Annotated in this window: 19 protein-coding genes; 10 read left to right on the forward strand and 9 right to left on the reverse strand. The window is 61.1% G+C overall.

What is annotated here, in order from left to right; translation table 11 throughout:
- Position 1: 1 nt before the first annotated feature.
- The 4 genes from tilS to NW833_RS00250 form a co-directional block, all read right to left on the reverse strand.
- Entirely contained in the window at positions 2 to 997 is a 996-nt protein-coding gene (gene tilS / locus NW833_RS00235; protein WP_414411158.1) for a tRNA lysidine(34) synthetase TilS, read from the reverse strand.
- A 38-nt stretch (positions 998 to 1,035) separates the two neighbouring features.
- Positions 1,036 to 2,199 (reverse strand): heat-inducible transcriptional repressor HrcA, encoded by a 1,164-nt coding sequence (hrcA, locus tag NW833_RS00240; protein WP_414411159.1) that lies wholly within the window; start codon positions 2,197 to 2,199, stop codon positions 1,036 to 1,038.
- A 454-nt stretch (positions 2,200 to 2,653) separates the two neighbouring features.
- On the reverse strand, positions 2,654 to 4,981 hold the full coding sequence (locus NW833_RS00245; protein WP_414411160.1) for an endonuclease MutS2: 2,328 nt from the start codon (positions 4,979 to 4,981) through the stop codon (positions 2,654 to 2,656).
- A gap of 63 nt (positions 4,982 to 5,044) precedes the next feature.
- Complete coding sequence (locus tag NW833_RS00250) at positions 5,045 to 5,209, reverse strand: hypothetical protein (RefSeq protein ID WP_414393508.1); 165 nt, start codon at positions 5,207 to 5,209, stop codon at positions 5,045 to 5,047.
- Between the two features lie 153 nt (positions 5,210 to 5,362).
- On the opposite strand from NW833_RS00250, the gene NW833_RS00255 reads away from it, so the two are divergent.
- The 4 genes from NW833_RS00255 (at position 5,363) to NW833_RS00270 (ending at position 7,122) form a co-directional block, all read left to right on the forward strand.
- Positions 5,363 to 5,767 (forward strand): NIL domain-containing protein, encoded by a 405-nt coding sequence (locus NW833_RS00255; RefSeq protein ID WP_414393509.1) that lies wholly within the window; start codon positions 5,363 to 5,365, stop codon positions 5,765 to 5,767.
- Positions 5,768 to 5,837: 70 nt separating this feature from the next.
- Positions 5,838 to 6,059, forward strand: a complete 222-nt coding sequence (gene ndhL / locus NW833_RS00260) for an NAD(P)H-quinone oxidoreductase subunit L (RefSeq protein ID WP_414393511.1) — start codon at positions 5,838 to 5,840, stop codon at positions 6,057 to 6,059.
- Positions 6,060 to 6,071: 12 nt separating this feature from the next.
- Positions 6,072 to 6,407, forward strand: coding sequence for a DUF3007 family protein (locus tag NW833_RS00265; RefSeq protein ID WP_414393513.1), 336 nt, complete (start codon positions 6,072 to 6,074; stop codon positions 6,405 to 6,407).
- Between the two features lie 160 nt (positions 6,408 to 6,567).
- Positions 6,568 to 7,122 carry a response regulator gene (locus tag NW833_RS00270; RefSeq protein ID WP_414411161.1) on the forward strand — a complete coding sequence of 185 codons (555 nt, stop codon included), beginning with the start codon at positions 6,568 to 6,570 and terminating at the stop codon, positions 7,120 to 7,122.
- Between the two features lie 59 nt (positions 7,123 to 7,181).
- Here NW833_RS00270 and NW833_RS00275 read toward each other — a convergent pair whose 3' ends face one another.
- The 4 genes from NW833_RS00275 to NW833_RS00290 all read right to left on the reverse strand — a co-directional run bounded on the left by NW833_RS00275 (position 7,182) and on the right by NW833_RS00290 (position 12,936).
- Positions 7,182 to 8,291, reverse strand: coding sequence for a sensor histidine kinase (locus NW833_RS00275; RefSeq protein WP_414411162.1), 1,110 nt, complete (start codon positions 8,289 to 8,291; stop codon positions 7,182 to 7,184).
- A gap of 241 nt (positions 8,292 to 8,532) precedes the next feature.
- Complete coding sequence (locus NW833_RS00280; RefSeq protein WP_414393518.1) at positions 8,533 to 9,303, reverse strand: DUF2993 domain-containing protein; 771 nt, start codon at positions 9,301 to 9,303, stop codon at positions 8,533 to 8,535.
- 69 nt (positions 9,304 to 9,372) lie between these two features.
- On the reverse strand, positions 9,373 to 11,388 hold the full coding sequence (gene bchD, locus NW833_RS00285) for a magnesium chelatase ATPase subunit D (RefSeq protein WP_414411163.1): 2,016 nt from the start codon (positions 11,386 to 11,388) through the stop codon (positions 9,373 to 9,375).
- 105 nt (positions 11,389 to 11,493) lie between these two features.
- Positions 11,494 to 12,936, reverse strand: coding sequence for a gamma-aminobutyraldehyde dehydrogenase (locus tag NW833_RS00290; RefSeq protein ID WP_414411164.1), 1,443 nt, complete (start codon positions 12,934 to 12,936; stop codon positions 11,494 to 11,496).
- Positions 12,937 to 13,111: 175 nt separating this feature from the next.
- Between NW833_RS00290 and NW833_RS00295 the strand changes: the two genes are divergently transcribed.
- The 4 genes from NW833_RS00295 to gatB are packed head-to-tail and all read left to right on the forward strand — an operon-like array spanning position 13,112 to position 16,473.
- Positions 13,112 to 14,428, forward strand: coding sequence for an RNA-guided endonuclease InsQ/TnpB family protein (locus tag NW833_RS00295; protein ID WP_414411165.1), 1,317 nt, complete (start codon positions 13,112 to 13,114; stop codon positions 14,426 to 14,428).
- A gap of 39 nt (positions 14,429 to 14,467) precedes the next feature.
- Complete coding sequence (locus NW833_RS00300; protein WP_414393524.1) at positions 14,468 to 14,662, forward strand: hypothetical protein; 195 nt, start codon at positions 14,468 to 14,470, stop codon at positions 14,660 to 14,662.
- On the forward strand, positions 14,659 to 14,943 hold the full coding sequence (locus NW833_RS00305) for an acylphosphatase (protein WP_414411166.1): 285 nt from the start codon (positions 14,659 to 14,661) through the stop codon (positions 14,941 to 14,943). The genes NW833_RS00300 and NW833_RS00305 overlap by 4 nt, the downstream gene beginning before the upstream one ends.
- 57 nt (positions 14,944 to 15,000) lie before the next feature.
- Complete coding sequence (gene gatB / locus NW833_RS00310) at positions 15,001 to 16,473, forward strand: Asp-tRNA(Asn)/Glu-tRNA(Gln) amidotransferase subunit GatB (RefSeq protein WP_414411167.1); 1,473 nt, start codon at positions 15,001 to 15,003, stop codon at positions 16,471 to 16,473.
- Here gatB and NW833_RS00315 read toward each other — a convergent pair.
- Complete coding sequence (locus NW833_RS00315; protein ID WP_414411168.1) at positions 16,470 to 17,063, reverse strand: Maf family protein; 594 nt, start codon at positions 17,061 to 17,063, stop codon at positions 16,470 to 16,472. The genes gatB and NW833_RS00315 overlap by 4 nt on opposite strands.
- Before the next feature lie 141 nt (positions 17,064 to 17,204).
- Here NW833_RS00315 and NW833_RS00320 point away from each other — a divergent pair, with 141 nt between their 5' ends.
- Both NW833_RS00320 and NW833_RS00325 read left to right on the forward strand, forming a co-directional pair.
- Positions 17,205 to 17,480: a hypothetical protein gene (locus NW833_RS00320; protein WP_414411169.1), complete on the forward strand. Its 276-nt coding sequence runs from the start codon at positions 17,205 to 17,207 to the stop codon at positions 17,478 to 17,480.
- The gene (locus NW833_RS00325) at positions 17,474 to 17,959 is read left to right on the forward strand and encodes a hypothetical protein (protein ID WP_414411170.1); all 486 of its coding nucleotides are present in this window, start codon (positions 17,474 to 17,476) and stop codon (positions 17,957 to 17,959) included. The genes NW833_RS00320 and NW833_RS00325 overlap by 7 nt, the downstream gene beginning before the upstream one ends.
- Positions 17,960 to 18,027: the final 68 nt, after the last annotated feature.

Consider the following 18,027-nt stretch of genomic DNA (forward strand, 5'->3'; position numbering starts at 1 on the left):
GTTAAGCGCAAGGGCGAGAAACCCAAGCCAAGTACTCTTCCTTCACCTCCAGCCAGCCACCGCCGGGGTAGTCGGGGCTGCGGCTGCGGCGACCTGCTTTGAGGAGCCGGACCCCGGCTTCCACCTGCTCAAAGGTGGGGTGATGGGGGAGCAGCAAGGACAAGAACTGAAACATGACTTGCCGCTGCAGCGCAAGGGGAGCAGCTCGCAAGGGATCCCGCCGCAACCCCGGCAGGGCCGGCTCATACACCTGCGGCCATAGCTGAGCGGCTTGGGCCACCACCAGTTCATGTTCTGCTTGTAACAAGACGGCGGCCCGGTTCAGAGCTTTTTCCACCTGGGGATTGAGGTGCCGCTTGAGATAGGGTATCACCTCCAGGCGGAGCCGGTTGCGTCCGTGCGCCAAGTCTTGATTGCTGCGATCCGGCCAGACCGGTAGCTGGTACTGCCGGCAAAACTCCTCTGTTTCCCACCGGAAAAGGCCTAGGAGGGGCCGCACCAGCCAGGCCGAGAAGGGATCCCGCTCGTCCAAACGCCGCCGCCAATCCAGACTAGCTAGCCCAGCTGCCCCCGTGCCCCGCAGCAGGTTCCACAAGAACGTCTCCGCGCGGTCACTGGCGGTGTGCCCCGTAACCACTGCCTCGCAATTCCAGGTGCGCGCCCATTTGTCCAGCTGTTGGTAGCGCCAAACCCGAGCCCCCGCCTCATCCCAGCGGATGGGATCGGCAGTTTCAATGGCATGAGGCAGGCCCTGCTGCTGCAGCCACTCTTGCAAGAAGCAAGCACACGCCGTTTCATCCTCCGACCAGCGGTGGTTACAGTGCAGGACAAAGATCTGCCAGTTCCAGCGCCGCTGCAGATCGCGCAGGATCTGGAGCAGACAGAAAGAATCTTGCCCGCCGGAAAGGGCCACCAACAGCCGCTGGCCGGGGCGCAGCAGTTGCCGCTCGCGGATGGCACACTGAACGCGTAGGTGAAGAGGGGAGAGTCTGGCCACGGTGGGCGATTGCTCTTGGGAACTTGCACCTAGACTTCCTAGGCCAGAGCCCGCGTGAGATGGGAGGCCACCGTCTGCACCGCCGCAATGCTCCGCTCGTAGGCCATCCGCGTTGGCCCCAGCACGGTAACCGTCCCCAGCGGCGCCGAGCGACGGCGGTATACTGAGGTGATAACCGTGCAGTGGCGCAGAGACTCCAGCGGATTCTCGCTGCCAATGTAGATGACCACGGGGATGGTGTGGAAGGGATCGCCAGAGGAGGGCGGGGCAGAAGGAGTAGCCTCGCTAGAGATCTGGCAATCTGGGGGGCTGGCAGTATAGAGCCCAATCATCCCCTGCAGTTGCTCGGATCCCGCCTCAATCAACTGGGCCACCGCTTGCACCCGTTGGGTCTGGGAGAACTCTGGCTGTCGCATCAGCTCTGTCATGCCTGCGCTAAACACAGGCCCCAAAGAGGGCCGCAGGTAGCGCTGGACCACTGAGCGCAGCAGTTGCTGCAGCCACTGGCTGTAGGCGCGAAACTCTTCGTCTAGCTTTAGCCAGCTCAGGTCCTGCAGCTCGGCAAAGGTCTTGCCCCGCAGCTTGAGGGTGAGAAAGTTGCTCAGTAGCTGCAGCTCGTCTTCCAAATCCTCATCCTCATAGCGGCTGTCGGGCCATGCCGGTGGGCTGACCAAGGCTGAATGGGCTTGGTAGGAATCGGTAACCACCACTACCATCACCCGCCCCGGCCCTACCGACAGCAACTGCACGTGGTGAATGGCTACAAGGGGCCCCTGAGGGGGGGTGATGAGGGCAATGCAGCCGCTCACGTGGGCCAAAAGCTGCGCCACCCTCTGGAGAAAACTGTCGAGGTCGTCTCCCAGCTCGCGACTAACCTGATCCAACAACCGCTGCAGCGCAGGGTGGGGCTCCGGCTGGGGAGCGTCGTCGGGGATCCCCTCCATGCAGACGGAGGTCAACAAATCGTTGACATAAACCCGATAGCCAAAGTCAGAAGGGATCCGACCGGCAGAGGTGTGGGGCTGGAACAGCAACCCCGCCTGCTCAAGGGTGGCTAAGTCGTTGCGAATGGTGGCCGTGCTTACCCCAAAGTTATACGACTGAGCCAAAGTCTTGGAGCCGACAGGTTCAGCCGTTGCAATGTAGCTGCGCACTGTCGCCCAGAGGATCTTCCGCTGGCGGGGAGTCAGTTCAAGTTTCATGGCCGCTCAAAAGAATCTGGTTAACCCGTATCTCAAAGCAGACTGCCAAGCAACCGGTAGATTCCCGTTGAGGACTGAGATACCAATCTAAATGAACCTTTAGTCTACCTAACGCTTCGTATTGATGAATTGATAATTTTTGACTTTTTGACAATTCGCTGGGGTGGACTGCCTGGCAAGGAAAGCTGCAAAATACCGACAGAGGCGTTGGGTTCGCCCTAAGCTTTCCCCAGAGCTGCTACTTCTGGGGCAACAGGGCTTACCTTTATCCCCTTTGTAACCTTTTGTTCTGAGGTTGCTCCAGGAGCTGAGAGTTCGCCTAGCTGCTCTGAGGGTAGCCGTTTTGGGAGGCAGGGGAAGATCTCGTTGACGAGCAAAGGCCTGACGGAGCTGAGTCTAGAGGACTAAGGGGATCGAGCTCCGCTAGCGGCTTGAGAGATCCGCCCGCTCCTTGCTAGCGCAACTGGGCCACGGTTACGCCGCTTCCTCCCTCGTGGGGAGGTGCCGCAGCAAAACTCTGAACGCGCGGGTGATTTTGGAGATAGGCCCGGATACCCGCCCTGAGGCGACCTGTGCCGTGGCCGTGGATGATCCAAAGGGGACCAGGAGGTGCCTGGGCCAAGTGCGCTTCGAGAATAGCCTCGGCCTCAGCCACGGTTTTCCCCCTTAGATCAAGGGTGTTGTGGCTGGTGCGCAGGTTAAGGGGGGCGGTGGCTGGCGGCGGGGGAGGTGGAGCCTTGGGGCGTTGGCGCTGCTTAGCCTGGTGTTCATCGAGGGGATCCAACTGGGCCCTTGGCACGGTGAACTTGAGGAGGCCGCTGCGCACCACATACGCCTCTCCTTCGACGGCAATGACCTCTCCCGTTTGTCCCAGCCCCCGCAGCCGCACCCGGTCCCCCACCTCCGGCACAAACTCCGTGTCCACAGGTTGAGGTGCCGGCAAGTAGCGCTTGCGGATTTGCTCGAGATGGGCGGTTACTTGGTGAGGAGCGTCCCCCTGTTGCAGCTTGCGAATGGCGGCAGCCACTTCTTGGCGGGCAGCAGCTAGCAGAGTTTCCAGCCCCTGGCGCTGCTGGTATTCCAGTTGGGCCTCTCGCTCGGCCAGCCGCCGGCTGCGCTCTTGCATTTGGCGGTAGAGGGTCTCTAGCTCTTGGTGCAGGGATCCCACCTGGGCCGCCCGCTCTTCCAATTGAGCCCGCTGCGCTTCCAACCCAGCGATGACCTTATCCACTTGGCTTTCTCCCTGCAGACGCCGCTGGGCCCGCCGCAGGATCTCCGGATCCAACTGCAGCCGCTGGGCAATGGTCAAGGCGTTGGAGCGGCCCGGGATCCCCCACAACAGGCGATAGGTAGGGGCCAGGGTGGCCTCGTCAAACTCCACCGAGGCATTTTCAAAGCCGGGGTGCTGGTACTTGAGGGCCTTCAGCTCGCCGTAGTGGGTGGTGGCCAGAGTCAGCAGGGCCTTTTCCGAGAGATACTCCAACAGCCCAGCCGCTAGGGCAGCGCCTTCGGTGGGATCCGTGCCCGCGCCTACCTCGTCCAGCAGAACAAGGGCCGGCGCTGGACTGGATTGCAGAGCTTGCACAATGCGGCTAATCCGATGGATGTGGCCGGAAAAAGTGGAGAGGTTTTGCTCCAACGATTGCTCGTCACCGATGTCGGCATAGACCCCGTCAAACCAAGGCAGTTGGGGCGGATCTTGAGCTGGCAAGAAGATCCCTGCTTTGGCCATCAGCACCAACAGGCCCAGCGTCTTCAAGGCAACGGTTTTGCCACCGGTGTTAGGGCCAGTGATGACCACAGCACGAATAGACTCGGGGAGGGTGAAATCGATGGGCACCACTTCTAGGCCCTTGCCCTCTTGACGGGCCTGCCACCACAGCAAAGGGTGTCTAACCCGGCGCAGGCGCAATCCACCGGCAACAAACTGCGGACGGTTGCCCTCCAACCAAAGGCTATAGCGGGCGCGAGCCAGGGCTACCTCCAGCCTCACCATCACCGCTTGCAGGTGCTCCAAGTCGGCAGCCACGGCTCCCACCTGGGCCGAGAGCGCCGCCAAGATTCGCTCCTCCTCCGCCCGGAGGCGAGCCTCGGTTTCTCGCAAGCGGTTGCCCAGCTCCACCACCGCATAAGGCTCTACATAGAGGGTAGCCCCACTGGCAGAGCTGTCGTGGACAAGGCCGCGGATGAGATCCCGGTGGGTGGCCTTCACCATCAGCACAAAACGTCCCTGCCGCTGGCCAATCAGGGTATCCTGCAGCGCCTGTGGGCATTGGCTCATCACCTCTTGCAGGCGTTCCTGGATCTGGCTGCGAAAAAGGCGGTGCTGACGGCGCAGGTCGGCAAGGGCTGGGCTGGCGCTATCTCTCACCTCGCCGTGCTCGTCCAGACAGCGGAAGATCTCCTGCTCCAGCTCAGGGTAGGTGCGCAGGCTGCTCACCCACTCCTGCAGGCGGGGTAGGTGCTCCTGCTCATCGATGAGGCGACGAAGGCGGCGAGCAGTTCCCAGGGTTGTGGCAATCTGGATCAGCTCTTCCCCGCTCAGGACACCCCCTCGTTCGACCCGTTCCAGGGCCGGCAGCAAGTTGTGGATCCCCTCCAGGGAAACCCCCCCTGGCTGGCTGCGATCCAGCCGTATAGCTTCCTCAGTTTGGTCAAGGTAGGCCTCGCTCTCCTCGCGGCTACGCCAGGGATCCAGCTCCAGACAGGCGCGACGGCCCAGAGGTGTAGCCGCAAAAGTGGCTAGCTGCTGACAGAGGCGCGGCCACTCCAACAGTTCCAAGGTTTCCTGGCGGAGGGAAGAGTCGGGGCAAGAAGAGACCGAAGGGATAGCCGTAGGCATTACCTAGCGATTTGAAGAATACCGAAGACGCAGTCGCTCCATCTCGCGTAAAAATTGCCGCTGGTAGTTGAGAAAAGCGGTGTGCCACTCGCGGAAGCGCCGCTCGCCATCGCGCACCAACATCTGTCGGTAGTGCTCGGAGTTGAGGCAGGGCCGGGCTGAGTCCATAGGGTTCAAAGAACGCTCTGCTCCTATTGTGGCAGGCTCCGGGGTACCTCTTGGAGCTTCCAACCGGAGAGGTTCTACCCCTGCAGGAAGAGGCCTTGCCATACTGAAAAGCGAGGCTTCCTGGCCAATGCTCAACCCACAGTCTGAGATTCCGTGCGCAAACGAGTAACGTTGATCTTCCCGCGGCACTTGGTGAATGTGCCTGTTACCTACCGCCTGGCCAAAGACTTCGACGTGGCGGCCAACATCCTGCGCGCTAGGGTCAGTCCCAATGAAGTGGGCACCCTCGTGGTGGAGCTCTCCGGAGATATCGACCAAGTGGAAGCAGGGCTGGAGTGGGTGCAGTCGCTGGGGATCGAGGTGGCTGACCAGACCAAGGAAATTCAGATTGACCCGGATTTGTGTGTAGACTGCGGCTTGTGCACGGGAGTCTGCCCTACCGAAGCCCTGAAGATTTCAGCTCCTGACTGGAAGCTAGAGTTCCGGCGCAACCGCTGCGTCATGTGCGAACAGTGCATTCCCACCTGCCCGGTTGGGGCCATTAGCGCCAGCCTGTAGGCAGCCTTGAGCTCTGGCGACCTCTCCCAAGAGTAGAATGGGCAGTACTAGGTTCTGGGGCAAGCTCACCATGGCTTCTACCACCTGGCTAGTTTGGGCAACTTATGGTGCTCTAGCAGCTCTTTACCTGCTGGTGCTGCCGTTTTTGTCTTTGGTGTACGTGGACAAGCGCTGGAACTGCAGCGGCGCCTGGGAAAAGGTGTTGATGTTTTTCCTGGTCTTGTTTTTCTTCCCCGGCATGGTGTTGGTAGCCCCCTTCATGACGTTTCGGCCTAAGCCGCGTTCCCTCTAGAGCCCTCGAGCTATGCGCAGACGAGATATCCTCAGCATTGGCCTGGCCCTGCTGCTGGGGGGAGGCGTTCTTTACGGTCTGTTGCTTTGGGCCGGCCTAGACACGGGAACGGCACAGCAGGTGTCGAGTGCGGCGTTTATGCTGGGGTGCCTGGGCTGGACGGTGAGTTACCTGAGGCGGGTTCTAAGCGGCGAGATGACTCTGAAGGCCCAGTGGGCCAGTTTCGAAAGGCAGCAAATTGAAGAGAAACTCCGCTCTTTCTCGCCGGAGGAGTGGCAGGCCCTGCAGGCCGAACTGGAATCCGAAACCGAAGGGGAAGTTAGCTGGCCTGGGCCGGACAGGCGCTAGAGCTGCTTTCGCAAGGTAGAAGAGGGGCACGGCGCCTGTATACCCAGCTACTACTTTCTCCCTTTGGCAAGGCTATTCTGCACTGCAAGCAGGGCTAGGAAAGGAAGCTATTAAGTAGTACAGGTCTTCTTCTCCTTTCGCCCACGTATTCCCCCTTGCCGTGACCAAGACCGTCCTGGTAGCTCAGGGTCAACCCCTACAAGCGCAGCTCTGGAAGTTGGCGCTGGAGTCTCAGCAGCATAGGGTGGTGCTCATTTCGCCGCGGCCAGATCTGGCGGAAGTGGCAGCAACGCAATGCCAGCCCCTAGACTTGATGGTAGTGGATATAACAACGGGACTCTTTAACCCCTACGCCTTCTGCCGAGAGTGCCGGAGCAGGCTCCCGGCTGTCCCTGTGATCCTCACCCACCATCCTCGGCGCCCCATCGAACCTGCTGAGCGACGTTGGGCCATCTCCCAGGGAGCAGCAGAGATGATCCCAGGCTTGGCAGAGGCGGACGACATCCTCCCTTCCCTTGAGCAAGTGTACAAAGCCGCCGGCTGGCCTCTTCCCATCGACGCGCAAGCCCTCTATACCGCTCTCGAGCAGGCAGGTCTGGGGAGTGGCAAGCCCGTTTCTTCTCTGCCTGAGGCAGCAGAAGAACGGCAAGAGCAAAAGGCTGAGACCCAGCCAGCAAAGTACCGGTTGATGTATCGGGGCCGCCCCGTCGAGTAGTTGCAAGCGCTCCGCCCTGCTAATGCGAAGCGGGGGACTACCTCGGGCAAGGTTGGAGATCAGGGCAGCACCAGGGCCAGAGTCGTGCCTTGGGATCCCGTCTCCACCAGCCGCAGGTCTCCTCCGTGAGCCTCCAGGATGCGCTTGGCAATGTAGAGTCCCAGACCTCCCAAGCCAGTTGGATAGTGCTGACCGGCAATGGAAATGGTCTGGGCAATGTAGGGCTGGGCCAGATCTTCTAGGGGAGCTGGCAGGCCGGGTCCGTCATCCCGCACCTGGATCTGGCGGGGGCCAACGGTCAGCACCACCGCGTGGCGGGCATAGCGCAGGGCATTGTCCACCAGATTCACCAGCGCCCGCTCCAGCTCGGCCTCATCGGCGTTGCCCCAGCCTTCTCCCTCCACGCCCAGGTCAATCCCCCGCTCTCGCGCCAGGGATCCCATGCGGTTGGCTACCCGCCGAGCCAGGGATCCGAGATCGCAGGGCCGGGGATGCAGGGCAATCTCCCCCCGCTCCAGGCGGTAGACCTCCACCATTTTTTGCACCAGCGCCAGGTTGCGTTGGTTTTCCTCCAGCATGCGATCCAGCAGGGCTAGCCGCTCCTGACGACTCAAGGGCAGCTCCTGCTTGAGGGCGCCTAGCAGATGCCCAAAGGCGATGAGAGGAGTCTTTAGATCGTGCACCAGAGTGGCAGTGAAGGCCTCCCGCTGTCTTTGATTGCTTTGAATCTGGCGCAGCAGGTGGGCAAGGGCTTGCCGCAGGATCAAAACCTCTTGAGGATCCCCTGGGCGGAGCAGCAAAGTCCAGCGGTCTGGCTGGTTAATCAAGGTTTCTAGGTGAGCTAGCTCGCGGGCCAGCAAGGTCAGGGGCCGCAAGAGCATGGAAGACAAGGCATAGCCCGCCAGCGCCGATAGCACCGCCAGCAAAGGGATCCACAGCAGCAGCAGGGCGGATCCCTCACTGCTGAGCTGCCTATCGGCCAGGATCCACGGCACCGACAGGATGAAAACCAGGTTGGGGACAAAGGAAAGGCTGGCAATGACCAGCGCCACCTGAGTGCGCAGGTTGTGGGGAAAGCGACGTCGCCAGAAGTATCTCAAGGGAGAAGGGGAGAGAGGTTTGCCTTGAATTAGGCCAGAGACGAGCAAACCGGTCAAGAGGGCTGGCAAAAGACATCCCCAAACTCCGGGAAAGCTTTCCAGGTCTCCTCAAGTTGCGCCAAGAGCTGTCTGGCTAGGCAGGCTTTTTGACCAAGCAGGGCAAGAGGACCAAAAACACCCCCGGGGTTCAAAGGCTAGAGCTTTCAGAGGTCATGAAAAAACCTCTGGGTGTCTGTCCGTGTTTCGACCCCAGAGGCTTCTTCTCTTCACTCCTCACCGCCTTTGAGCGTACCCGCCCTCTGAAGGATTGTCAAGCATTTTCCCGCTGGGGTTGGCGAGTGGGAAAACGCACCAGGATGGCGCTGCCGGAGAGGATCATCTGCTGAGGCTGGAGGCACACCCGATCTACCTGCAGCTTGCTCCCTTGCAAGGCCAGTCGGTCCAAATCCAGGAGCGCATTCAGGTGGTCGACCAAAGCGCGGCTTAGGAGGCGCCCCTCTTCTGTATCGCCCTCAAAGAACGGATCGGCCAAGCAGATGCGGCGGCGCTCTATCACCTCAACGCGGGCGGAGAAGCCCACCCGAAAAACCCTGCTTTCTCCTTGCTGCACCTTGGCCCGCACTTGCAACCGCTGCTCAGGGGTGATGCGCACTTCTACCTGATGAAACGACAGGGGCTGGCCTTCCTGCCCCGCCTGGGCCAGCTTGTTCAGCACAAACGGGGTGTTGAAGGATTGCGCCAGATCCGCCTCGCTCAGCACCACCCGCATCCTAGCCTGCACCGGCTGGCGCAGTCTAATCCGCCCTTGCCAGATTTGGCTGAAATCGATGGCCACGGCATTGCAAAATAGCTCCAGAAGCGAAAGCCGCAGGCCGTTGTACATCTGCAAGTTCTGGCCCACCAGCTCGAAGCTGTCGATGCGCCCTTGCAGCAATTTGGCCATCGGCTCTGCTCGCACCCGTGCCTCCAGCCGCCCGGCTTGCTTAAAAAGGGCACGAATGGCAGCGCTCACCCCTCGGCTGACCCAGTCAGTGAGCATGGAATGGGGCAGAGAGAGCTCTGGCAGGAGTCCTGTGGCCATAGGGCAAGGTGAGGAGCGCCTACAGGGATCATAGCCAAGCCATTAAGAAAAGTTACAAGCGCGGCTCCCCTAGGGAGAGCTACGTTCCTCTCGAAGGGCCGAGCGGGCTACGGCTGCAATCCTCTGGTCACTGGCCCGGGGGAGGTGGAAGTAGCGTCCGCCCGCCAGTTCCGCCAGCTCAGCGCCAAAGCCAGTTGCAGCGAAGCGGCTTTGCGAGTCGATTAAGAGCAACTTTAGCCCCAAGGCGCGGATGCGCAGGGCAATCTCCCGCAACTCTTGTTTGATGTCAACAGGCTCGCCCTCCCTCCGTCCCAGCGAGCGGCTGAGGGGAATGTTGGCCCGGCCATCGGTAAGGGCCACCAGCAGCACCTCTCCCACGTCGCCGCTGGCGCGGGCGTTCACCCCCAAGCGCACCGCTTGGGTGAGGGCATGGGCCAGGGGGGATCCCCCGCCACAGGGCAGGGATTCCAGGCGGCGGCGGGCCAGCTCAATGGAGCGGGTGGGGGGCAGCAACACCTCGGCGGTTTCCCCACGAAAGGCGATGAGGGCGACCTTGTCGCGGTTTTGGTAGGCCTCGGTCAGCAGGCGCAGGGCAGCGCCTTTGGCCGCTTGCATGCGGTTGAGGGCCATGGAGCCAGAGGCGTCCACCACGAAGATTACAAGGGCCCCGGCCTTGCGCACCAGTTTCTTGGCGCGGATGTCGCCAGGTTCCACAATAACGGTTCGCCCTGGCTGCCGCAGGCGGCGGCTTTTTTGGTGGGGAGCAGCAGCTCGCAGGGTGGCGTCGACGGCAATGCGGGGGTTGGCTCCCCGGGGCAGGATGGGCTTGACGTAGCGGCCCCGGTCGGTGCTGAACACCAGGCTGCGGGAGCCCGTTTTCCCCTGTTGGGTGAGGGACTGGGCAAAGGCCAAGAGGCGTGGGTCGAGGGCCACCTGCTCGGGATCGAAGAAAAACTCCTGCGGCAGGCTGGGGCTTTGCGGCTGGGGATCCGTCTCCTCTGGGTCGCTGTTGTCGGAGGAGCTGGGCGGGGGATCCAGCTGTTGGGATTTGGGTGGAGGGGGAGGTGGCGGATCGGGGTTATAGCGGGCCCGGGGCAGCAGCACCAGTTGCACGGCCTGTTGCAAATCCTCAGCCACCAGGCGATCCCGCCCCTCCAGAGCCGCCAGGGCGCAGGCAGCCCGCAGGGCAAACTGCTCCCCTCGATGCCCTTGGACGTTGCCGCGGAGGGCCTCTTGCACCAGGTAGTGGATCTGTTCCCGCTGCGGCTTAACCTGGGGCAGCCACTCCCGCGCCAGGAGGATGCGGGTGCGGATCTCTTCCAGTTCTGGCTGGTGCTTGGCTAAGAAGGGCTCGGGAGCATCGACAAATTGCGTTGCCCGCTGGACAATTTCCCCGCGTTCTTCCAGGCTCAGCTCCTGCCCCACCGGCACCACCAGCGCCAGGCGATCCAGCAGGTGGGGGCGCAGGGATCCCTCCTCGGGGTTGTAGGTGGCCACTAGAAGAGGCCGGCAGGGGTGCTGCAGGCTCAGCCCTTCCCGCTCCAGGCGGTTTACCCCGTCCCCCACCACCGCCAGCAGCAGGTTGACAATGGCCTCATCTAAGAGGTGGATGTCGTCTACGTAGAGCACGCCCCGGTGGGCGGCAGCCAAGAGCCCCGGCTGAAAAACCGTTTCCCCCTGCCTTACCGAGGCCTCCACATCTACCGATCCCAGCAGCCGATCCTCCGTCACCCCCAAAGGCACCTGGACAAAGGGAGGAGCTATCACCTGGGTAGGGGGCGTCGTTCCCTGGGGGTAGCGGGTCTTGGCCCAGTCCGACCACGTCTCGGGCCGTGCCGGATCGTCGTTGCAGTAGGAGCCGGCAATGACCTCAATGGGGGGTAGGAGGGCGTGAATGCCCCGGGCCAAGACGGACTTAGCTGTGCCGCGTGGCCCCACCAGCACCACTCCTCCCAAGCTGGGATCCACCGCCGCTAACAACAGAGCCAGCTTGGCGGTTTGCTGGCCGACTACGGCAGTGAGAGGGAAAGTGCGGGGAGGGGCTAGGGTTGCGGATCCTGGGGTTGAGCAGTAGGACGTGGCCATCGACAACGGAAAACAGGGGGTGCAATACACCCAAGTCTATCGCTTGGAGGAGTTCCCCAAGGCATGGCCAACCGGCTGCCGCTAGCCTCTTCTTCGAACGAGATTTCAGCCAGTAGCAATCATCACATGCTTGGTCACTTGATACTCTCGCACGGCCTCTGCCGAGAGATCCTTGCCAAAGCCCGACTGCTTGAAGCCGCCGTGGGGAGCCTCTGAGGCCATGGGCAGGTGGTCGTTAATCCAGACGGTGCCCACCTCCAGCTCAGCGGCTAGTTTCAGGGCTCGTCCGATGTCCTGAGTCCACACAGAAGCCGCCAGCCCGTATAGGACGTCATTGCCCAGGCGTAGCGCTTCCTCGTCCTCGCGGAACGAGCTGAGGGTGAGGACTGGCCCAAAAACCTCGCTTTGCACAATCTCCGCTTTTTGATCGACATGGGTAATCACCGTGGGTTCGTAGAAGTATCCCTGATCCAGGAGGGAAGGGATCCGCCCGCCGGTCAGCACCTTAGCTCCCTCGGCTTTGGCCCGCTCCACGAATCCCATCACCCGCTCCCGCTGGGCTGCCGAGATCAAGGGCCCCATCTCCACTCCTGGCTCAAAGGGGGATCCCAGCTTGACGTTGCGCATGGCCTCGACAATGGCCTCTTGAAGCTGCGCCAGCTTGCTCTCGTGCACATAGACGCGGGTGGCTGCTGTGCAGTCCTGGCCGCTGTTGAAGGTGGCGGCAAAAGCAGCCTTGGCGGCCACTGTTTCCACGTCGGCATCTTCGAAAACCAAAAACGGGGCCTTGCCCCCCAGTTCCAGATGCACCCGCTTGAGGGTGTGGGCAGCCGTGCGCATTACCTGCTTGCCGGTGGCGGTGGAGCCAGTAAAGCTGACCATGCGCACCTGGGGATGCTCCACCAAGGCCTGACCCGTGGCATTGCCCCCGGTAACGATGTTAACCACGCCCGGCGGGATCCCGGCCTCGGCAATCAGTTCCGCCAGCTTCAGGGTGGTCAAGGGAGTAGCAGGGGCGGGCTTGAGCACCACCGTACAGCCAGCTGCCAGCGCAGGGCCGAGTTTCCAGATGGCCATCAGCAGCGGGTAGTTCCAGGGGGTAATTTGCGCGCACACGCCCACCGGCTCTTTGCGAAAGAGCGAGGTGTAGCCCTTGGCATAGTCCCCGGCGCTGAGGCCATGGGTGTCGCGGGCGGCAGCGGCAAAGAAACGCAAGTTATCTACCGCAAAGGGCAGATCCGCCCCCAAACTGACAGCCTCGTAGGGCTTGCCGGTGTTTTCCGACTCCAGACGCGCCAGTTCGGCGGCGTGAGCTTCGATGAGATCGGCCAGTTTCCAGAGGGCCAGGGATCGCTCGCTAGGGGTGAGTTTGGACCAACGGCCATCGGAGAAAGCGGTGTGGGCAGCCTGCACGGCCCGATCCACATCAGCAGGGCTGGCGTCCACCACTTCTGCCAATTTCTCGCCAGTGGCCGGGTTTTCGATGACCATTAGGTCTCCCCCTTGGCTGTCGACCCATTGGCCATTGATCCAGAGTTTATGGGCCATGGCCGCTTCTCAACTGCTTGCTAGAAACACTTTTTCCCATTGTGCCCAATCTTGCCCAGCTTGGGAGGCGTTGCCTTCCCTTCTACTTCCGTCTGATAAGGCCAGAAGGGGGTAGACAACAGCAGACCGAAAGACTCACAATAGCTCAAACAAACTACCCAACACTCCTAGTCCCATGCTGCTGGGCTTTAAAACCCAGTTGCCTCTCAACAACAAGCAGCGAACCCTGGCAGCCCGGCATGCTGGGGTGGCTCGCCACGCCTACAACTGGGGCTTGGCTATCTGCAAGCAAGCTGTTGAGGCCAAGCAAAAACTGCCTACAGCTAAAGTGCTCCGCACCGCTGCCGCGAACGACCTACATAAGCGCTTAGTGGCAGAGGTCAAGAAAGCCAACCCTTGGTACTACGAGGTTTCTAAGTGTGCCCCACAGCAGGCTCTCCGCAACTTGGAGCAAGCTCTCAAACGCTGGCGGAGCGGGCAGGGTAGGTTTCCCCGCTTCAAGCGCAAGGGGGTACGGGAAAGCTTTTATCTCGAAAGCAATATCCGTATTTCCGGTAACTGCCTCAAGGTGCCCATTTTTGGCTGGTTGCGCTGTGCGGAGCTGCTTCCCACTGTCACCCCCAAGAACGTTGTAATCAGCCTGCGGGCTGGGCGGTGGTACATTTCCTTCAAGTACGAAGCCCCACCTCCGCAGGTGGAGAAGACTGGAGACGTGGTGGGGGTGGACTTGGGTGTGAACCGCCTGGCCACCTGCTCTAATGGCGAGATGTTTGCGCTCCGCGCCGCTAGCGCGAATGACAACCCCAAGCCCTACCGCAAAGCCCAGAAGCGCTTGGTGAGGCTGCAACGGCGGGTGAGCCGTAAACAGAAGGGCTCTGCCAACCGCAAGAAGGCAGTAGCACAGCTTGCTAGGGCCCACAAGCGGGTGGCCGACCTCCGCCTGGACAACTTGCACAAGGTGACCAGCTATCTCGCCAAGAAGTACCGGGTGGTGGTGATTGAGGACTTGCAGGTGCAAAACCTCCTCAAGAACTACCGCCTGGCCGGATCTTTGGCCGTTCGCGTAAGCGGGACGGAGTCCTTTTGTGGGTTTTATGAGTTCAGGCGACAGCTAGAGTACAAGGCCCAACTCTACGGCTGTCAGTTGGTGGTGGTGGATAGGTTTTATCCATCCAGCCAACTGTGTTCTCGCTGTGGGCACCGACAGAAGATGCTCCTTCACCAGCGGGTGTTTCGGTGTGAAAGGTGTGGTCTGGAGCTAGACCGCGACCTGAACGCTGCCCTCAACCTGGTCCAGTGGTATCTGGCTACCTGCAGCAAGGCCTACGGCCCGCTATCGCGATCGCGGGGAAGTGACGCCTGTGGAGATCCCTCTGGCGGGGTGGTAGGGGTGAACTCTGCCACTAGTCATGGGTCGCAGAAGCAGGAAGAAAGCAGAGACGCGACAAACACTGCCCTATCGCAAATAGGAGTGTTTGTGAGCGTTTCGTAGGTCTTTCAGAGCGGCTTTCTGCACAGGCAAGGTTGGCCCATGTCTCCTGTGCTGTGGCAAGCCATTGGGTACGCCTGCGGGATCTCGGTGGGGATCCTGGGACTGGTTGCCCTTGTCAACTTTCTCTGGCAGCGCCTAGAGCAGCAGGCCAAAGAAGCCACAGCCCAGCCAGCCGAGCCGCCAGCAGCTCCAGAACCCCGCAGCACCTCGGAGGAGGGATCCCTGTCGACATGAGTAACACCGTTCGCGTTCACGTCTGGATCAGTGGGCAAGTGCAGAGAGTGGGGTTTCGGGCTTACACGGAGGCCATGGCTCGCAAGGCCGGTGTTGGCGGCTGGGTGCGCAATTTGCGGGATGGCCGGGTGGAGGCGGTTTTCGAGGGATCCCCGGCGGCGGTGGAGGCAATGCTGCGCTGGTGCCAGCAGGGCAGCCCTGGCTCAGTTGTAGAGGCCATCGAGCAACGGCCCGAGCTGCCGGAAGGCCTATCTACCTTCGAGATCCGCCCCACTGTCTAATCCCAGCAGCTGGCGAGATCCCACTAGAATGGGGAAACCCACTTTTCTCGTTTGGCCATGACGGTTGCCGCTCCTGCCAAAGTGCAATACGAGGCGGTGATCGGGCTGGAGGTGCACTGCCAGCTCAGCACCCGCTCCAAGATCTTCTCCAGCAGCGCAACGGCCTTCGGCGCTCCCCCGAACACCCAAATCGACCCTGTCTGCATGGGCCTGCCCGGCACCCTGCCAGTGCTCAACGAAAAGGTACTCGAGTACGCCGTCAAAGCCGCTTTGGCTTTGAATTGCACCATTGCCCCCTACAGCAAGTTTGACCGCAAGCAGTACTTCTACCCCGACTTGCCCAAGAACTACCAAATCTCTCAGTACGACCTACCCCTTGCTACCCACGGCTGGGTCGAGATCCAGCTCAGCGACGGCCGCACCAAGCGCATTGGCATCACCCGCTTGCACATCGAAGAAGATGCGGGCAAATTGGTGCATGCCGGCAGCGATCGCCTGGCGGGATCCAGCTATTCCCTAGTGGATTTCAACCGGGCGGGGGTTCCCCTCATCGAGATCGTCAGCGAGCCAGACATCCGCAGTGGCGAGGAAGCAGCGGAATACGTACAGGAGCTGCGCCGCATCCTGCGCTATGCCGGCCTGTGCGATGGCAACCTGCAGGAGGGATCCCTGCGCTGCGACGTCAACATCTCGGTGCGCCCCCTGGGAAGTCAAACCTTTGGCACGAAGGTGGAAATTAAAAACCTGAACTCCTTCAACGCCATCCAGCGGGCCATTGAGTACGAGTTCAACCGCCAAGTTAAGGCTTTGGAAGCGGGCGAGCCTATCGTCCAGGAGACCCGCCTCTGGGAGGAAAACAGCCAGCGCACCATCAGCATGCGCAGGAAGGAGGGATCCAGCGACTACCGCTACTTCCCCGAGCCGGATCTGCCGCCCATTCGCATTACTGAAGCGCAAAAAGCCCGCTGGCAGGCGGAGTTGCCGGAACTCCCCGCCCTGAAGCGGCGCCGCTACCAAGAAGTCTACGGCCTCTCGGTATACGACTCCCGCTACCTCACCGATGAGCGCACCACTGCCGAGTACTTTGAGGCCGTGGTTGCGGCTGGCGCTAGCCCGAAGGCGGCCGCCAACTGGATGATGAGCGATATCGCCAGCTACCTCAACACCCACAAGCTGGACTACCCCGACATTGCCCTCAAGCCGGAAACCCTGGCTGAGCTCATTGGCCTCATTGAGCAGGGGGTCATTTCCAGCAAAATTGCTAAGGAAATCCTGCCAGAGCTACTGGAAAAAGGCGGCTCAGCCCGGGCCCTAGTGGAGGCTAAGGGCCTAACCCAAATCTCCGACAGCCGCCTGCTGGAGCAGCTCGTTGCCGAGGTGCTGGCGGAAAACCCCGAGCAACTGCAGCAGTATCGGGGGGGCAAAACCAAGCTCTTTGGCTACTTTGTTGGGCAGTTGATGAAAAAAACCCAAGGACGGGCCGATCCTAAGCTGGCCAACGAGCTGCTCAAGCGGCATCTAGATGGCTAGTTCCAGGCTTCAGTAAGGGAATAGCCCAACTCCTGCAGCATGCGCCGCAAGAGAGGAAGGCTTAGCCCAATTACGTTGCCTGGGCATCCTTCGATCCGCTCTACGAACAGGCTGCCACGGCCATCGATGGCAAAACAGCCGGCACAGTTCAGGGGCTCGCCGGTGGCTACGTAGGTGCGGATCTCCTCGTCGCTGGGCTTGGCAAAAAACACCCGCGTTACGGCGTAGTGGACGAGGCGGCGGTTTTGCTTCATGTCAATCAAGGCATGGCCGGTGTAAAGTTCTCCCACCTCGCCCCGCATTTGGCGCAGGCGCCGCTCTGCCTCCAGGGCATTGGCCGGCTTACCCAGGATCTCCCCATTGAGGTAGAGGACAGAGTCCGCTCCGATAACCAAGACAGGCTCCCGCTGCTGGGCTGCCACCACTTCTGCTTTTGCCAAGGCCAGCTTCCGGACGAGCTCCACCGGATCTGAGCTTTTGATTTGGCTTTCGTCAAAGTAGCTGGGTTGAACGCGAAAAGGAATCCGGGCAGCTTCCAGCAGTTGGCGACGGGCAGGAGATTGCGAAGCCAGGACGATGGGCGGCAACATCGATTCAAAACTCAAGCCTAGAGTTTGCAGGATCGAAGTTTGCTCTACTACTAGTTTCCCTTAGCCTAGGCAAGGTAGGCCCGCTAGGCGTTGACAGGAAGCAACTGGATCCAGCTCTCCCAGCCCCTCCTCAAGCCGAGCTTGTCCCTGCTTCCTCCGCAGGTGCGCCTTGGCCTAAAGCTGCTGATGGTGCTGAGGATCTCGACAGGCGTGGCCCTCCTCCCTTTGCAGGTGGGAGAGCTAAAACCGGCACTGCAGGAGGCCTGCCCAGGCTGTGGCCTCTCCCAGCACGATGGGGATGCCCAGTTTTGTAAGCGCTGGGGCACGGCGCTCTCCTCTCAGGCCGCTGGCCAATCTCCCCGTTGGGGGCAAAGCCAGGATAGGCTAGGACGGGATCCAGAGAACCTGCAATGTTAGCCATCCCTGGCAAGCTCAATGTAAAGGCAGGAGTGGTGATGCTGCTGGCAGCCATCGTCCTGGGCCTCATCCTCAGCCAAGTGCAGCCGTTGCCGCTGGCTCCGCCGGAGGCGTCAGGGATCCCTGCCCGGACCCTCTCCTGGCAGGAGGTGCCCAAACAAAAGTACGCCTGGCACATCTGCTACGCCTTTTTGGGCAATATGGGGCTAATTGGCGGCGGACTGGCCCTGGTGGCGCTGGGATCCCGCTTTACGGCTGGGCGACTGCTTTCCCAAATTCTCCTCTTGGGGGGAATGCTGCACCCTGCTTCTTGGGCCTTGGTGGCTCTGACGGGATTGGAGGGATGGAATTGGCTGGGCAATATTGGGGCAGCCGCCGTGGCGCTGGTCGTGGTAACCCTGTTTGTTCACCTGCTCTGGGCCACCTACTGCTCAGGGCAAGCCCTTCAACGGCAAACCCGATCCCGCCTCTCCCGCTAACTTTCCGGGCAGTTGGGAAAAGCTGAGAAGCTGTTTAAGATTGTTAGAGTCGTCCCTGTTAACACTCA

Source organism: Synechococcus sp. O70.1 (genome assembly GCF_047462215.1).
Taxonomy (GTDB): domain Bacteria; phylum Cyanobacteriota; class Cyanobacteriia; order Thermostichales; family Thermostichaceae; genus Thermostichus.

Bases quoted from the DNA above. Each gene is read 5' to 3' on its own strand.
- NW833_RS00315 (WP_414411168.1), bottom strand. From the start codon at position 17,063: ATGTTGCCGCCCATCGTCCTGGCTTCGCAATCTCCTGCCCGTCGCCAA.
- NW833_RS00290 (WP_414411164.1), bottom strand. From the start codon at position 12,936: ATGGCCCATAAACTCTGGATCAATGGCCAATGGGTCGACAGCCAAGGG.
- ndhL (WP_414393511.1), top strand. From the start codon at position 5,838: ATGGCTTCTACCACCTGGCTAGTTTGGGCAACTTATGGTGCTCTAGCA.
- NW833_RS00280 (WP_414393518.1), bottom strand. From the start codon at position 9,303: ATGGCCACAGGACTCCTGCCAGAGCTCTCTCTGCCCCATTCCATGCTC.
- hrcA (WP_414411159.1), bottom strand. From the start codon at position 2,199: ATGAAACTTGAACTGACTCCCCGCCAGCGGAAGATCCTCTGGGCGACA.
- NW833_RS00295 (WP_414411165.1), top strand. From the start codon at position 13,112: ATGCTGCTGGGCTTTAAAACCCAGTTGCCTCTCAACAACAAGCAGCGA.
- bchD (WP_414411163.1), bottom strand. From the start codon at position 11,388: ATGGCCACGTCCTACTGCTCAACCCCAGGATCCGCAACCCTAGCCCCT.
- NW833_RS00325 (WP_414411170.1), top strand. From the start codon at position 17,474: ATGTTAGCCATCCCTGGCAAGCTCAATGTAAAGGCAGGAGTGGTGATG.
- NW833_RS00305 (WP_414411166.1), top strand. From the start codon at position 14,659: ATGAGTAACACCGTTCGCGTTCACGTCTGGATCAGTGGGCAAGTGCAG.
- gatB (WP_414411167.1), top strand. From the start codon at position 15,001: ATGACGGTTGCCGCTCCTGCCAAAGTGCAATACGAGGCGGTGATCGGG.
- NW833_RS00300 (WP_414393524.1), top strand. From the start codon at position 14,468: ATGTCTCCTGTGCTGTGGCAAGCCATTGGGTACGCCTGCGGGATCTCG.
- NW833_RS00265 (WP_414393513.1), top strand. From the start codon at position 6,072: ATGCGCAGACGAGATATCCTCAGCATTGGCCTGGCCCTGCTGCTGGGG.
- NW833_RS00250 (WP_414393508.1), bottom strand. From the start codon at position 5,209: ATGGACTCAGCCCGGCCCTGCCTCAACTCCGAGCACTACCGACAGATG.